13 protein-coding genes and 1 pseudogene are annotated in these 16298 nt (G+C 54.1%); 4 read left to right on the top strand and 10 right to left on the bottom strand.

Annotation, left to right across the window (positions count from 1 at the left end):
- Positions 1-80: 80 nt before the first annotated feature.
- Positions 81-2303 carry a glycosyltransferase gene (locus DR88_RS24670; protein ID WP_004178423.1) on the bottom strand — a complete coding sequence of 741 codons (2223 nt, stop codon included), beginning with the start codon at positions 2301-2303 and terminating at the stop codon, positions 81-83.
- Positions 2304-2399: 96 nt separating this feature from the next.
- Between DR88_RS24670 and DR88_RS0124825 the strand changes: the two genes are divergently transcribed.
- Positions 2400-3209 carry a polysaccharide pyruvyl transferase family protein gene (locus DR88_RS0124825; RefSeq protein ID WP_004177598.1) on the top strand — a complete coding sequence of 270 codons (810 nt, stop codon included), beginning with the start codon at positions 2400-2402 and terminating at the stop codon, positions 3207-3209.
- 175 nt (positions 3210-3384) lie between these two features.
- Here DR88_RS0124825 and DR88_RS24675 read toward each other — a convergent pair.
- Positions 3385-4100, bottom strand: a pseudogene (locus DR88_RS24675) (IS256 family transposase); the annotation flags it as partial.
- 160 nt (positions 4101-4260) lie between these two features.
- Between DR88_RS24675 and DR88_RS24680 the strand changes: the two are divergent.
- Entirely contained in the window at positions 4261-4899 is a 639-nt protein-coding gene (locus tag DR88_RS24680) for an HNH endonuclease (RefSeq protein WP_004192249.1), read from the top strand.
- A gap of 82 nt (positions 4900-4981) precedes the next feature.
- Here DR88_RS24680 and DR88_RS24685 read toward each other — a convergent pair whose 3' ends face one another.
- Complete coding sequence (locus DR88_RS24685) at positions 4982-6661, bottom strand: glycoside hydrolase family 43 protein (protein WP_004146866.1); 1680 nt, start codon at positions 6659-6661, stop codon at positions 4982-4984.
- A 58-nt stretch (positions 6662-6719) separates the two neighbouring features.
- Positions 6720-8159 carry an MFS transporter gene (locus DR88_RS24690; protein WP_004153321.1) on the bottom strand — a complete coding sequence of 480 codons (1440 nt, stop codon included), beginning with the start codon at positions 8157-8159 and terminating at the stop codon, positions 6720-6722.
- A gap of 426 nt (positions 8160-8585) precedes the next feature.
- On the opposite strand from DR88_RS24690, the gene xylA reads away from it, so the two are divergent.
- Entirely contained in the window at positions 8586-9905 is a 1320-nt protein-coding gene (gene xylA / locus DR88_RS24695; protein WP_025862191.1) for a xylose isomerase, read from the top strand.
- Between the two features lie 271 nt (positions 9906-10176).
- Complete coding sequence (locus DR88_RS24700) at positions 10177-11559, top strand: carbohydrate porin (RefSeq protein WP_004146875.1); 1383 nt, start codon at positions 10177-10179, stop codon at positions 11557-11559.
- Between the two features lie 292 nt (positions 11560-11851).
- On the opposite strand, the gene DR88_RS24705 is transcribed toward DR88_RS24700, so the two are convergent.
- From DR88_RS24705 to DR88_RS24730, 6 genes are read right to left on the bottom strand one after another with little or no spacing between them, the layout of a single operon-like run.
- Positions 11852-12811, bottom strand: coding sequence for a YbgA family protein (locus DR88_RS24705; protein WP_004146877.1), 960 nt, complete (start codon positions 12809-12811; stop codon positions 11852-11854).
- Positions 12808-13359 (bottom strand): DUF3833 domain-containing protein, encoded by a 552-nt coding sequence (locus tag DR88_RS24710; RefSeq protein ID WP_015959356.1) that lies wholly within the window; start codon positions 13357-13359, stop codon positions 12808-12810. The genes DR88_RS24705 and DR88_RS24710 overlap by 4 nt, the downstream gene beginning before the upstream one ends.
- On the bottom strand, positions 13356-13880 hold the full coding sequence (locus DR88_RS24715; RefSeq protein ID WP_032443761.1) for a hypothetical protein: 525 nt from the start codon (positions 13878-13880) through the stop codon (positions 13356-13358). The genes DR88_RS24710 and DR88_RS24715 overlap by 4 nt, the downstream gene beginning before the upstream one ends.
- The gene (locus tag DR88_RS24720) at positions 13877-14362 is read right to left on the bottom strand and encodes a DUF2878 domain-containing protein (RefSeq protein ID WP_032443760.1); all 486 of its coding nucleotides are present in this window, start codon (positions 14360-14362) and stop codon (positions 13877-13879) included. The genes DR88_RS24715 and DR88_RS24720 overlap by 4 nt, the downstream gene beginning before the upstream one ends.
- Entirely contained in the window at positions 14359-15579 is a 1221-nt protein-coding gene (locus DR88_RS24725) for an SAM-dependent methyltransferase (RefSeq protein WP_004146881.1), read from the bottom strand. The genes DR88_RS24720 and DR88_RS24725 overlap by 4 nt, the downstream gene beginning before the upstream one ends.
- Positions 15576-16298, bottom strand: coding sequence for a DUF1365 domain-containing protein (locus DR88_RS24730; RefSeq protein ID WP_004888758.1), 723 nt, complete (start codon positions 16296-16298; stop codon positions 15576-15578). Before DR88_RS24730 ends, DR88_RS24725 begins: the two co-directional genes overlap by 4 nt.

The raw sequence follows: 16298 nt of genomic DNA, 5'->3' as shown, positions 1-16298 counted from the left end.
GGGTTATTTACAGACAAATTTAAAATTAGCTGAAAGTTAATATTATTTTTGCGGAGCCCTTTCGGGCCCCGAATATTACTTTATTTTAACATTGATTTCACTTTCCGGGCAACCCGGCGAACCAGGCTGGTGCCTCGTTTTGCGCCTTGGACATGAATTGCTTCATACAGAGCATTAAAACGGTCATGGGCCCAGCCATCTCTTTGCTGAGAAATAAGACCATCAACCTTATTATTTAAAAGTTGTAACTCGTTACTGACAGAATGACCACCATTGATGCTCCGTAATCGATTCACTTCACTCTCAAGTTCTTGAATCTTCTCGAGGTAGGAAGGTATCAACCCCATTGCATAGTTATATTTAACATTCTCATCCATAAAAGGACGGAAACTGCGGTAGTTATTTTTACTCTTATTTCCACTTAACAACATGCCGGAGTTTGCAACTCTATACCAAAATAGAGGTTCCGGGACGATTTGCAATTTATATCCCTGTAATGATATTTTGGCAAAAAACTCCCAGTCTTCATGACCTAAACCGTAATCTTCAGTAAATCCGCCTACTTTTTCGAAAACCTCTTTTCTGATCAGCGCATTAGCATCGCCAAAGCAGTTACTAAAGCTGGCGATATTTAAATCAGGCCCTAACGGAAGCCAGCAGTGCGTCATTTTACGGAACGGAGAAGGGAACTCCTCACCAAAAATAAGATCGCTTGGTGTGGTTAACACATCGGCCCCAGAGTTTAATGCTGCAGTAACAAACGTTTCTACCTCAAAAGGCTTAGCAACATTATCATCGTCCATAAACATCAGATATTCGCCAGAGGCGTGTCGCGCAGCCAAATTCCTTGCAGCACCCAGATAGTTATTAGAACTACGGACAATTTTCCAGCCTCGAGAGTTAAAATCATTCTCGATGAGATTCAAATAACGATGAGAATCTTCTGTCGTACTTCCATCATCAACCAAGATGACCTCAATATTTTGGTACGTCTGAGATTTTATTGATGCGAGTGCTTGCTGAAGCAAATGGTGACGTTCGAAGTGAGTTATACACACGCTAACTAACGGGCTGTTAGCTTCATCGATTTTCTTGAATGCGCGGTTGTTTTTTCGTTCAACTGCGACAAACCAAGCTTCTTTAATATTGTCTTGTGATTCAGCAAGCCCTGGTTTTATATTTATATTTTTTAAGCGATAGTGGATTTTCCCGTATAAATCGACAGGTGTAGGAATAAATAGAACTTCCGCATGATGCTCCTGCGGAATAAGCTCTGGAATTCCACCAACGTTTGAAGCGAGGAAATTAACGTTATTAATCAAGCATTCATAAACAGTATAGGGTGAGTTTTCTACAAGTGATGGAATGATGACTAATACATTTTTTCTTTTTATATATTCATTAGCGTTGGTACGATCATAGTCGCTGATGACATTAACTGCGAGTCCCAAATTTTTAGTCTGATTCATAATATAAGTAAATGAATCAGTTTTCCCCATAGTGACATTTTTTCCGAGGAAGGTTACTCCAGAAATGCTCTCTTTATCTTCATCAGATAGTTTTCTTAATGCACGCAGGAATATGTCAAGTCCTTTACGGGTTTCAAGGCGGCCGAAAAATACAAGCTCAACGCCAGAAGCTGGCTTTTCATTTATTTTAACTGTAACATCATCTCTCGTCACAAACCCTTGAAATGGCTCGCAATTTAAAATTACATGACGTTCTTCAGGAACATTCCAGTGCTTACTCAACATCCAATCAATTAAATACTGAGACGGACTAACAACTTCATCCGCCATTTCAACCACCATTTTCTCCATATAATAGAGTTCAAGATGGTTCTGATCATATGGAAGCTGGTAATTACCTTCATCAGCCCATAACGTTGAACTGTGAGTATTTACAATGAACTTTGTATTTTCAAAATCCGTTCCATTCTTTTTGCTTAATAAAGTGTAATAAAGATCTGCCTGCCACTCACAAGAAATAACAGTGTCATAGATGTTATTTTCTTTCAACCAGAGATAAATTGAATAACTTTTCCTTCTAAAATACGGTGCATCAATATTAATCTCTTTTATCAGTCCGGTTCTTAGCAGATTGATACCAAAGGTACTATAAATACGTGACCAGTCGCTAAATTTCGATACAGATGATTCAGAATAGTCGCCACATGTATACAATACATCAACATCATACCCCTTTTTTGCCAAAGTAGTGGCAAGAGCAGTGAAAGCAGTACCGATACCGCCGTTACGGACAGGCCCCTCAATGTCCGGCGTCATTATAAGAATTTTCTTCATTGTAACCCTTCCTTTGTAACCTAGACTTTTCTATGATATTAGTGAATTGAAGTAGTGTAAGATAGCAGTCGGTAGCTTCTGTTAAACAAGATAAAAATGACCAATATGAAGTTAAAATTTGATTTGCTTCTAAAATCTTATCATCTATCTCATCGATTTGTCTATAAGGCAAACCCTGGTAATGCTGGAGATGGTGTAATTGCATCTGCGACGTATGACTTTTTTGAACGAAATGCTCTTACCTATATTCCTTACAGAGATGGCGAGCGTTACAGTTCTGAAACTGATATTTTAATTTTTGGAGGCGGAGGAAACCTGATAGAAGGATTGTATTCTGAAGGTCATGACTTTATCCAGAATAATATTGGGAAATTTCATAAAGTAATAATAATGCCGTCGACAATCAGAGGGTATAGCGATTTATTCATCAACAATATTGATAAGTTTGTTGTTTTTTGTCGCGAAAATATCACCTTCGATTATATTAAATCTCTCAACTACGAACCAAACAAGAACGTATTCATTACTGATGATATGGCATTTTATCTCGATCTTAATAAATACCTGTCACTTAAACCCGTCTATAAAAAACAGGCCAACTGCTTCAGAACGGACTCCGAATCTCTAACTGGAGACTACAAAGAAAACAATCATGATATTTCGCTCACCTGGAATGGCGATTATTGGGATAATGAATTTCTGGCGCGTAATTCTACCCGTTGCATGATAAACTTTCTTGAAGAGTATAAAGTTGTCAATACCGACAGGCTGCATGTGGCAATTTTAGCATCTCTGCTTGGCAAAGAAGTCAACTTCTATCCTAACTCATATTACAAAAATGAAGCTGTTTATAATTATTCACTTTTTAATCGTTATCCAAAAACATGCTTTATTACGGCAAGTTGAAAAAGGCAGCGTATAATAATACGCTGCCTGAAAGCCATATAACTGTTACAGCATTGTTAATTATTGCCTGCCAGCCTTTAGGTGACTATTCATTCGCACGCCTATAGTCTGCAAAACTATCGATTATCGCAGTAAAAAACTTATCAATGAGTTTAGTCGTTGCACCGAGGTTTTAACTTTCCGCATCACTTTTCACGTACAGTATTTTACTGACTCCGTGTTTCTTAAATTCTATTGTATGCTGACAGATTTTCCCACTTGCGTCGTCACGACTTGAGCAACACTGGATACTGCTGATCCCATTTCGCTTCCAGCTCATCCAGCACCGTTTCTGCGGCTTCTTTCGACCCCGCGCGATATACCGGTTTCAGATCAGCCATAAAAGCTTTATGGTCATTTGAGGCCACGTATTTAATCGAGTTACTGATTTGGTGAATGACGCACAACTGAACCTCTGTCTGCGGATAAATGTTGTTTATCGCCTCCGGGAAGCCGGTCAGCCCGCCCACGCAGGCGATCAGGATGTCTTCAATGCCCCAGTTTTGCAGGTCGCTTAATATAGACAGCCAGAAGTTAGCGCCTTTACTTTCTGATAGATACCGGCCCAGAGTTTCTTTCTTGCCTGCCAGATTCAGCGCCATAACGGTATAAACCGTTTTGCTCTGATAACGGCCATTCTCACGGACTTTATAGTGAATACGTTCAGCCAGACGAAGGGGTAAACCTTTTCCAGCGGGTGCTGTTGCCACTGTTTTAGTTCAGGGATAACTTTATCGTACTACACTGATGGTGGCGGTTGACATGCTGAATGCATATAAATCTTCGAACTCTCGGCTAATGTCCTGGTAACTAATCCCCTGCGCAAAACAGCCGAATGATCTTGCGTTCAATAATAAATGCGATAATGCTCGCAAAATCCTTGCCGATCAACCCACCAGATGCGGCGATTCTACGTGGATCGCGATTTAACTATCACTGCTAGTTATTTGTTCGAAAAGCCCATAGCTTTCTATTTATACTCAAGCTTCGCGCCATCAGATAGCTATGTCTTATGAAAAAACTACCGGACCATTTATCCAGGGAATGCATCATCGCCGCCATTCGCGCTTACGATGCAGGCGTTGCGCATCAGTTTAAAAGCGCGCGTCTGTATGAGATCGAGTTTGAGGGGCGTCGGTATCCTTCAAAAGCCATCGTCGGGTTAGCGGCCACGCTTGCGACAGGCACGGAATTTACCCCGACGGATTTCAGCGGAGGGATTAAATCCAAATGCGTGCGTCTGTTACTGGATCAAGGATTTACGATCGCGTCGCAGGGCGCTGGCGATGACGAGGTTGCGCTTTTCCCCGATGAGGGACAGACGACTATGGAGTTCGTGGAAGGGGCGGCGATGCAGGTGGTGGTCAATCGCTATGAGCGCGACCGTCAGGCTCGTCAGGCGGCGCTTCGCCTGCATGGCTGCCGGTGTCAGGTATGCGGTCTGGATATGGCCAGCCGCTATGGCGAAATCGGCCAGGGTTTTATCCATATCCACCATCTCATTCCGCTGGCCGGGATCAAGCAGGACTACCGTCTGAACCCTGAAACCGATCTGATCCCGGTATGTCCCAATTGCCATGCAATGCTGCACCGGCGAGATCCGCCGTTTACTCCCGAAGAGCTGAAGGCCCGGCTGCGCCCCGCAGACTGACATCCTACAGCGCTCGCTTTAATTACATCACACACAGCACAAACCCCACGCTACCTTACCGGTAGCGTGGGCTCACACTCTCTTACTTATCCCGCGTCTCGCCAGCCTCCCAGCTGTAGCTCCCATCGGCCGCTAACGCATCGCCCAGCTCCTGATACTCGAACTGATAAAACTCAGCCTGGGTGCCGTACCCGGCGTAGTCTACCGCCGCCAGGCCGACGAACGCCCCGGTAAAGAACCCGCCGTAGCTCTGCAATACATAGTCATCGGACAGTACCGCGGCATCCAGCTGGACCGGGATCTCGGTGAACGACACGCCATCGAAGCTGTATTCATAGCTGTAGGTCTGCTTGCGGACCTTGGTCCGGAACCAGACGTATTCCACGCCGTCCGGCACCTTGATGGCGTTATCTTTCAGGTACGACGTGTATTTTCCGCGGTTATTTTCGCCAACTTCGATGACCTTGCCGTTAATTTCATTCCAGGTCAGGAACACGAAGCTCCAGTGGCGGTCGTTATAGTAATTCGTTAATCCGGCCATCTGCTGATAGCTGAAGGGCTCGAATTTCACCTTCACCGCGGCGTCAAAATAGAAGGCCTGCCAGCGGCGGGTAATCAGCGACAGGTCATGCGTATTGGCTAACGAACCCTGGCCGATTAAGGTTAATTTGCCGTTGCCGGTGGTGCCCATTTTGGCCGTAAACGGCACCCGCAGGGTATTCCAGTTCGGGTCGAGTGCTGGCGAGGTAAAGTCATCCTGCTGGCTATTATCGCTGGCGCTTTCGGTGAAGATGGCGTCTTTCGGCCCTTCGACGAAGGTTTTCCCGCCGTGACCACCTACAATACGCGGCCAGCCTTCGTCGTCCCAGTACACTTTCTGGATCGCGGTTTCCCGGCCGAGGGTTGACCAGCCGCGCGGATCGTAGATGGATTCCCCCGGGCGATTCCACGGCCGGGCGCAGAGCGAGGCGTAATACCATTCGCCTTCCGGGGTGGAGACCAGCGCGCCATGGCCCTGTTTCTGGATGTAGCTGTCCGGGGTGTCGACGTTGGTTAAGAACACGTCGCCCGGCTCAGTTTCGAAGCTGTCGGCCTCGAGGGTTTTCGACCGCGCCACCACCTCCTGGTGGGTAAACACGGTGCCGCCCTGGGCGGCAAACAGATAGTAGTAGCCGTTCAGTTTATAGAGGTGCGGCCCCTCGACCAGCGCCACGGCGGTGCCGCGGTAGATGGTGCGCGCGGTTTCCGGCATTAACTTCAGCGTCTTGGTATCCAGCTCCGTTAAGGTAATGCCATCGAAGGGGTGATGGTACTCCCGGTGATCCCAGGTTTGCTGGACGATATATTTCCGGCCATCGTCGTCATGGAACAGCGAGGCGTCAAACCCGACGCCGTTCAGCTTGATCGGGTCGCTCCACGGGCCCCGAATATCCTTCGCCGTGGTCAGGTAGTTGGTCATGTCTTTAAAGGCGCCTTCGGTGACCTTCACATCGGTATACACCAACCAGAATTGCCCGTCGGCCCAGGAGAGCGCCGGCGCCCAAATGCCGCCGGAGGAGGGGTTGCCCTTCATATCCAGCAGGGTGGTGGTGGAGAGCGGCGAAGGCAGCAGGTTCCAGTTTTTCAGGTCTTTGGACTCATGTAAACGCACGCCCGGGAACCACTCAAACGTCGAGTTGGCAATATAGTACGTATCCTCGACGCGAATAATACTGGGGTCGGCATTAAAGCCGCGTAATATCGGGTTTTGAATAAGTGACATTTCATTACACCTTTTAAAATGGAAAGTTAAGGATCGGTCTGATTTATAATTTTTTTAACTACACGCGGATCTCATCCAGCTGACGGTTGATGTCGGTAACATGTTTATCGGAGATCGGATAAACCTGCATGATCACCATCGAAATAGCGGCCAGCGCGATTGGGATCCACACCGCGGTCATAATGATCCCATCGATGGCGCTGGCGCTCTGCACGGCGCCGCTTTCATTAAATCCATACACCGCCAGCAGCCACAGCGGGATCGCGCCGCCGATGGTGAAGCCGATCTTGAAGAAGAGTCCCATAATGGCATTGATAATGGCGGCATTGCGTTTGCCCGATTTTAATTCGCCGTACGCGATAACTTCCGGTACCAGCGCCCACATAAAGCCGGTGGCGGAGGTTAAGCCCCACTGTTTAATAAAGGTGGCGATGTAGGCCAGCCACAGGGCGTCGTGCATCCCTTCGCGGGACCAGACGTAGGTCAGCAGTTCGCCGACGATGAACATGGCGAGGAACAGATGGAAGAAGCCTTTTTTACCAAAGATTTTTTTCAGTTTCGGCCAGAACACCGGGAAGGCGATGCCGGGAATAGACGCGACGAGGCCCACGGCGCCCATCCATTCGGAGTGGCCGACGACGAACTGGTTGAAGAAGCCGTTAACGGTGTTCATGAAGAACATGAAGGTAAAGGCCAGCATAAAGAACATGCCGAGAATAACCAGCGGACGGTTATGTCTGAGCTCGTGGAAAAGGTCGGTAGTTTTGACGTTGGCGGTCTGCTCGGCGGTCGCGACAACGCGTTCTTTGGTGCATTTGTAGCAGATAAACAGGGCCACCGCGCCGATGATCATATAGATGGCGTACACGCCGAACCAGGCGTAGTTCGCCGACGGATCGGTATAGTTGCCGAGATTCAGCTCAAGGCCAAAAAAGCCGGTGTCTTTCAGGCTGCGATCTTTCGGCGCCGCCATCTGCACAAACATCGGGAACAGGGTATAGACCAGCAGGTTGGCGCTGTTGGCCAGCATCATGCGGGTACTGGTCAGCTTATCGATCGATTCCGGGTCGCGGGTCAGCGACGCATTCAGCGAGCCATAGGGAATATTGACTAAGGAATAAACCAGGTCCAGCGCCAGATAAATAATAAAGGCGAAAGCCACCGAACCTTTCACCCCTGGGATTGGCGCGAACAGTAATGCCGACAGGATCACCAGCGGCACGCCGGCTCGTAACAGCCACGGACGATATTTCCCTGCTTTCGAGGTTCGTTTATCCACGTAGGTTCCGACCATCGGATCCCAAAACACATTAATGATACGGACAAAAAGAAAAATAAAGCCTGCCGTTGCCGTGCTGATGGTATTTACCGTCAGCATATGCAAAGCCAGAAAACCCCCAATTGTGCCGAAAACAAGGTTTTGCGCAAAGTCGCCCATGCCATAACCAATTCGTTCTCCACGGGTTAATTTATGATATTCATCATGCCGACTGTGCATTATGTTTTTACTCATTCTAAGCAGACTCCGGTTTGTTTTGTGTAGGTGAAACACTTTCTGACACAGTTGACCTGGAAGAATCTATTACGTTTTTAAATTACGTAATTATGTTTTTTTACTTCTGTGATCCTCGAAGCAAAGGCCTGTATCGCCTGCGTTGAACCGTTATCCGCCGCTAATTTTTGGGCAGGCAGGCATTGCGACAAAACCGGCATTTTAATTTGGTATGGATACCTGAATTCCCCAGGAATTGTACGCTATACGCGCGCGAAGCGAGATATTTAAAATAGTTTTATTTGCGAGATGGCTCACATTTGAGCATTTTCTCAATCGCCGAGTGAAATAACGTAATTGAGCAACCGACGATGAGAATACACGATGTGTCACAGTTGTTAATTTTCCTGTTTCTCAATTTCGGAGTTCATCATGCAAACCTATTTCGACCAGGTTGATCGCGTTCGCTTTGCCGGACCCAAAACCGATAATCCGCTGGCGTTTCGCCACTATAATCCGGATGAAATCGTGCTGGGAAAACGCATGGCCGATCATCTGCGTTTTGCCGCCTGTTATTGGCATAATTTCTGCTGGAATGGCGCGGATATGTTTGGCGCCGGCTCGTTTGAGCGTCCCTGGCAGGCCGCGGGCGATGCGCTGGAAATGGCCAAACGCAAAGCGGACGTGGCGTTTGAATTTTTCTACAAGCTCAACGTGCCGTATTACTGCTTCCATGATGTCGACGTCTCGCCAGAAGGCGCGTCGCTGAAAGAGTATTTGCATAATTTCGCCATCATGACCGAGGTGCTGGCGGAGAAACAGCAGCAAACCGGCGTGAAACTGCTGTGGGGCACCGCCAACTGCTTTACCCACCCGCGCTACGGCGCCGGAGCGGCGACCAACCCCGATCCGGAGGTGTTTGCCTGGGCGGCCACGCAGGTGGTGACCGCCATGAACGCTACCCACCAGCTCGGCGGCGAAAACTATGTTCTGTGGGGCGGCCGCGAAGGTTACGAGTCCCTGCTGAATACCGACCTGCGTCAGGAGCGTGAGCAGATTGGCCGCTTCCTGCAGATGGTGGTGGAGCACAAGCATAAGATTGGCTTTGGCGGCGCGCTGCTTATCGAGCCGAAACCGCAGGAGCCCACTAAGCATCATTACGATTACGATGTCGCGACGGTGTATGGCTTCCTGAAGCAGTTTGGTCTGGAAAATGAGATCAAGGTGAACATTGAAGCCAACCACGCCACTCTGGCGGGGCACTCTTTCCACCATGAAATCGCCAGCGCCATCGCGCTGGGCATTTTCGGCTCCGTTGATGCCAACCGCGGCGATGCGCAGCTCGGCTGGGATACCGATCAGTTCCCGAACAGCGTGGAAGAAAATACCCTGGTGATGTATGAGATCCTCAAAGCCGGGGGATTCACCACCGGCGGCCTGAACTTTGACGCCAAAGTTCGTCGGCAGAGCACCGACAAATACGACATGTTCTATGGCCATATTGGCGCCATGGACGTAATGGCGCTGTCCCTCAAGCTGGCCGCGCGCATGATTGAGGATGGCAAGCTCGATCAGGGTCTGGCAAAACGCTATGCCGGCTGGCAGGGCGAGCTGGGGCAGAAAATTATGACCGGGCAGATGTCGCTGGATAATATTGCCCGATACGCTGAGCAGCATAATCTGAATCCGCAGCCTCAGAGCGGGCGTCAGGAATTACTCGAAAATCTCGTCAATACCTATATCTTTGGTTAATTTTTGCTGACATGCCCCTGCGGGGGCATGTATTGCGCCGTCTATCCGCTGCCGGGAAATAGCGTTTATTGGTTCGTGCTGTGTTTTTTTTGTCAGTGGCGAAAGACCACCTGTTTAATATCAGCGAAGGAGGAAGGGTAACGATAATTGTGTAACGCCTCTGTGACCGTACAAAATAAAAAATAACTTGTTCTGATGATAGCGACATATTCTGTCAGCTCAGAATAGGCTGGTTATTGTCTGAATAAAATTAACCTATATTGAGAAACTCATGACAATGATAAAAAAGCTTCCATTAACCATGGCGGTTATCGCCGCGTTTTTTCCGCTTACCTCTGTAATGGCGCAAGAATTTACTCAGGAACAGATCGACGCCATCGTCGCCAAAGCCGTTGATAAAGCGCTGGCCGACCGCCAGGCGAAAATCGACGCCGCGGCCGACAAAAAGGTCGACGTGATCACCAACCCGCAGACCACCGCCGCCTCGCCGGATATGGCCATTCCGTTCGGCCTCAAGTTCAGCGGCTATGCCCGCTATGGCGCTCACTTCCAGACCGGCGACCAGAAATATGTCGGCGTCGACGGCTCCTATAACGGCGCCTCGGCGATCGGCCGTCTGGGCAACGAAAGCAACGGCGGCGAATTCCAGATCAGCAAGGCCTTCAAAAGCGCGCAGGGGGCTATCTGGGATCTCAACGTGATGTTCGACCACTGGAGCGACGAAGTTAACCTGAAGAAGGCCTACGTCGGGGTCACCAACGTGCTGGAATCCAACCCCAACGCCTATATCTGGGCCGGCCGCGACTTCCACCAGCGTCCGCAACAGGGGATCAACGACTACTTCTGGATGAACCACGACGGCCAGGGCGCCGGGGTGAAGAACTTTGATATCGGCGGCGTGCAGTTCGACGTGGCGGCGGTCTCGCAGGTGAAATCCTGTAGTCCGGAAGTGATGGCCGACGAGACCAACCCATCGCGCATCACCTGTACCGGCAGCTCCGACACCGGCGACAACGGCCACTACGCGCTGACCACCAAAACCCACAACATCAAGGCCGGGCCGATCGACGTCGAGGTGTACGCCAACTACGGCTTTGACTCAAAGGCGGTGGACAGCGACGCGCGTCTCGAAGCCTGGCAGGGCGGCCTGGTGCTGAGCCACACCAACGACAGCGGGGTGAACAAGGTGATCCTGCGCTACTCCGATAACTCGGATAACAGCGTCTATAACAAAACCGACGACCTGACCACGGTCTACGCCAGCTTCGAGGGCAGCCATAAGTTCACCCAGCAGGCGCAGGTGGAATATCTGCTGGCCTTCCACGACTACGACAACGGCAAGGACAACACCGACAACCGCAAAAACTACGGCGCCATCGTCCGGCCGATGTACTTCTGGAACGACGTGCACTCCACCTGGCTGGAAGCGGGCTACCAGCGCGTGGATTACGACCAGGGCGGGGATAACCACGGCTGGAAGCTGACGCTGTCGCAGAACATCGCCATCGGCATGGGGCCGGAGTTCCGCCCGATGCTGCGCTTCTACGTGACCGGCGGCCAGGTGGATAACGAGCACACCGCGAAGGTAAACGGCACCCAGGACCAGCAGCTGGATTCGCTGAACGTCGGCGGAATGTTTGAGGCGTGGTTCTGATGCGATAGCGTTGTCGAAGGAGCGTTCCCGGCTGGCGCTACGCTTAGCCGGGCTACGACTGATGCGCTCCATTTATGCCGGATGGCGGTATAAATGCCTTATCCGGCCTACGTTCCTTCCTGCGGGCTCCCCCCCAGGCCCGCGCAAGCGCAGCGCCGCCGGGCGGTCAGGCTCCATACCTGCGGTAGTGCCGGATGGCGGCATAAATGCCTTATCCGGCCTACAGAAAACCTCCTTCCCCGTAGGCCCGGCAAGCGCAGCGCCGCCGGGCAGCTGGTTCAGGCCAACTCCCTCAGTTCACCGTCAGGCGCAGGGCCAGATCCTGCGGGTAGGGGTCAAAATAGTTCTGCGCCTGCAGGTAGCGATCCGGATACTCGGCCAGATAGTGCTTAAGCAGCGTCAGCGGGGCGAGGATCGGCAGCAGCCCGGCGCGATAGTTGAGGATCACCTCCCGCAGCTCGCCGCGCTGGCGGCTGTTCAGCTGGTCGCGGAAATAACCCTGAATATGCATCAGCACGTTGGTGTGGTTCTTCCGCGAGGCGGGCCGCTTGAGGATCGCCATCAGCTTCTCGCGGTAAACCTCGAAGAAAGCCTCCAGATCCTCCCATTCATGCAGCGAGGCGACGAACGGGCCGATCTCCCGGTAGCCCGCCTGGTGGTGAGCCAGCAGCTGCAGCTTGTAGCGGCTGTGAAAGGCCAGCAGGCCGTGACGGGTCAGGCCGCGGGCGCGCAGGGCGTTGAGTTCATGCAGGGCGAAAACGCGCTCGACAAAATTCTCCCGCAGCAGCGGATCGTGTAGCCGGCCATCCTCTTCCACCGGCAGCCACGGGTAGCGCGCCATCAGGGCGCCGGTAAACAGCCCCACGCCTTCCTTACGCCCGCGATTGCCTTTTTCATCGTACAATCGCACGCGCTCCATTCCGCAGCTCGGCGATTTGGCACAGACGATAAAGCCCGACAGCTCGCTCAGGGTTGCGAGGTGGGCGCTGGCGAAATCAGCCATCTTCTCCGTCACATCCTCGTGCGGGGCGTGGCTGAAGCGCATGCGGATCTCCCCGGCCGGGGTCTGCACCAGGCGGAGCGCCGGGCGGGGAACGGGCAGGCCGATCGCCATCTCCGGGCAGACGGGTTTAAACGCCACCCACTGCGCGAGCTCATCCATTACAAAGCCCATACGCTTATGCCCGCCGTCGAATCGCACGGCTGAGCCGGTTAAACATCCGCTGATCCCAATGACAGGTTGCGTGTTCATGGCGCTGTCCTCTCTTCTGCTGTGGTTCGGGTAAAGAAAAGGGTCACGGTGGCGACCGTAATGCCGAATTTCTTCATCTCGGTTTTGTTAAATAAATGGCTGCCGTCCTGCAGGAACATCCAGTCGTCAAAGTGCAGCAGCCACCGGCTGCCGCTGGCCTCGACGTTCATGCTGTAGCGCCAGTGAAAGGCATTGCCTGCCGCCTGGCCGCTGGCCACGCCTTCGATATCCCCGGCGGTGCCCTGATAACGGTTATCGCCGGTGCGGCGAATGCGCCATATCCGCTGCTGCTTCTCGCCGTCGTCATAGACAAAGCGCTCATGGAGGGTCAGGGTGTCGCCGACGACGTCGCCATCGATCTCAACATGGAAGCGGCGCAGCTGCTTGCCGCTGCGATCCTGCACCATCCCCCACGCCTCGGTTCGCCCCTGAAAATAGTGAAAGATGTCGAGGGCGGGCTGCTGCTGCCGGTACTCCGTGACCTCGGTGCTGCAGCCGGCGAGGATCAGCATCAGCAGCGCCAGGCCAAGGGTCAGAATGCGTTTCATGGTGTACCTCCGATCAACTGCTGACGCAGTTCGGGATAAGTGGTGCGCGGATCGAGCCAGATGGCGAGAAAGCGGGTGCTGAACGCCGCCGACTGGCGCGGGCCGAGCGGGGTAAAGGCGGTCTGCGCGGCGCTGGCGCGGTACCAGAACTGCCCCTCGCCGCCGCTGACCACGAACGCCAGCTGGCTGCCCGGCGCGACGTCCGGCCAGATCCCCTGCAGCATGCGTAGCCAGGCTTCGCTGCGCGGTTCCTGCTGCAGAATACCCTGCGCCTGCCACTGGTCGCAGGTGGCCTCCACCAGCGCCTCGCGATCGATGTCGCGCCGGTAGGTGATGATCAGCGCCCGATCCTGCTGCGGGCCGTCATACCGGCCATTGGGCGTACGCAGCTGCGAGTGATAGACGGTGAACGGCCCCCAGGTGAGGGTCGCCTCGCCGACGCGGCGCCACGTCAGCCAGTCGGCGGCGTGGGCCGCCGGGGCGAGGATGGTCAGCCACAGCAGTAACAGGGCGAATCTCATTTTTGCCTCCCCATCCCCAGATGGAATAACAGCATGAGTACCAGCCAGCCGCAGGCCATGGCGGCCACGCCAAGCGCCGTCGGCACCAGCAGGGTCATGGCTCCGAGGCGAGCGCCGATCAGGTAGGCCACCGGGCCGCCGACGGTGGCGGCCGTGGCCAGCACCCAGCCGGGAAGCGTCGCGGTGCGGGTCAGTCGGGTCCAGACGACGGCGAACATCAGCCACAGGGCCACCATCCACAGGGGCAGCAGGCTGTCGCCGCGAAAATCAATCAGCCCCGCCAGCGCCCAGCAGGCGTCCAGCCCGCAGCCCGCCGCGGCCAGCAGCAGGGCGGGCGGACGACTGGTCGCCGGCAACCGCAGCCAGGCGAAGATGGCCAGCGTCAGCCAGATCAGCAGGCCGCGCTCGCGCAACATCACCACCAGCGTCCAGTAAACATCGAACGCGAGGGCCATCAGCAAGTGCTGCGCCGGGCGTGTCATACCCGCTCCGCGGTGAGCTGCACCACGCTGATGGTGCGGGCGTTAAATCCGGCTTCGCAATAGCCGAAGTAGTAGAGCCACATCCGGCGGAAGCGCTCATCGAAGCCGAGCTTTTCAATATCCTGCCAGGCGTGGGTAAAACGCTGCCGCCAGTGCGCCAGCGTGCGGGCATAGTCCGGGCCCATGTCGAACAGGTTGCGCACCACAAAATCGGTGTGGCGGGTCATCAGCTCGCTCATTGCCGTGATGCTGGGCAAAAAGCCGCCGGGGAAGATGTAGCGCTGGATAAAATCGACGCTTTTGCTGTAGTCGCGATAGCGCTGATCCTGGATGGTGATCGCCTGCAGGGCCATTCTGCCGCCCGGGCGCAGGCGCGCCTGACAGGTGCGGAAGAAGGCCGGGAGGTAGCGCTGGCCCACCGCCTCAATCATCTCCACCGACACCAGTTTGTCGTACTCGCCGCGCAGATCGCGGTAGTCGCAGAGCAGCACTTCGACGCGATCCTGCAGCCCGGCGCGGGCCATGCGCTCGGTAGCCCAGCGGTGCTGCTCCCGGGAAAGGGTGGTGGTGGTGACCCGGCAGCCGTAATGGCGGGCGGCGTACTCGGCCAGCGCCCCCCAGCCGGTGCCAATCTCAAGCAGATGATCGCCGGGAGTGAGCGCCAGCTGGTCGCACAGGCGCGCCATCTTGGCCCGCTGGGCCTGGGTCAGATCCTGCTGGTCGTCGGTAAACAGCGCGCTGGAGTAGAGCAGGTCGTCATCCAGAAAGTAGGCATAAAATTCGTTGCCGAGGTCGTAATGGGCGGCGATGTTCTCCCGCGCCTGGGCGCGGGTGTTGCGGCGGGTCCAGTGGCGCAGGCGGGCGACGGGCTTGCCCAGCAGACGAAAGCCGCGCTCCAGACGCCCCAGCACCTCGCCGTTGCGCGCGAGGATCTGCAGCAGCGCCGTCAGCTGGTGGCTCTCCCAGTCGCCGTCCATCCAGGCCTCGGCCGCCGCCAGGCTGCCGCCGGTCAGCAGACGCCAGTACACCTCCGGCGTGCAGACCCGCGCCTCGGCGCGCAGCGCGGCGGCGGGGTCGCCAAAATGAAACGTCTGCGCCCCTTCGCGCACGGTGAGCGAGCCTTCGCGGAGGCCTCTCAACAGACGAAAGAGCAGCCAGCGCGCGAGCCGCACGTTGCGCGGCACATCGGGTTCAAGCGCAAAGACGGGATCGGTCATGAGCGTTCACTCCTGCTGACAGGATGGTTGTACAGCGGCACGCGCTTCAGCCACAGCCGCAGCGCCTGCCAGTAGATGGCGAGGACGGTTTTCAGGGTCATCATCGGCAGACGCAGCAGCAGCCCGCGCAGGTTGGCGCGGGTTAACGGCACGCGGCTCAGGGCCAGCGTGGCGTCGAACACCTTGCTGGCCTGATGGTTTTCAATGTGCATGTGCAGCGTTTTGCCCGGCGCGTTGAAGCGCCAGTGATAGACCATGTCCATCGGGTTAAACGGCGAAACGTGAAAGGCTTTCTCCAGCGGGCGCGCCTGCTGGCCGTCCACCGCGTAGTAATGACGCTCATTCCACGGCGTGTTGCGCACTTCGGCCAGCACCCAGCGCAGGGTGTCGGCCTCGTCATAGCAGTAATAAAAGTTGACCGGATTAAAATGGAAGCCGAAGTAGCGCAGCTGGGTCAGGAGCATCACGCGGCCCGCCGGGCGGCAGCCGGTCAGGCTCTCCAGCCGGTTCAGCGCCTGAGCCTTCAGCGGCGCGCCCAGCGGATAATCGGCGTCGTACCAGGCGGCGGCGGCCAGGCGGTTGCGGCGGATGCCCGCCTCAGGCAGCCTGTCCAGTTCGTCGAGGTCAAGCCAGGCCATAAACAGGCGGTAGACGAAGTGGTGCGCCTTCGGCTGCAGGCGACGGTGGCGCAGGACGCCCTGATAGAGGCAGCTGTTCAT

It is taken from the genome of Klebsiella pneumoniae (assembly GCF_000742135.1).
Lineage (GTDB): Bacteria > Pseudomonadota > Gammaproteobacteria > Enterobacterales > Enterobacteriaceae > Klebsiella > Klebsiella pneumoniae.
This window is presented reverse-complemented; position numbering and strand designations above follow the sequence as displayed.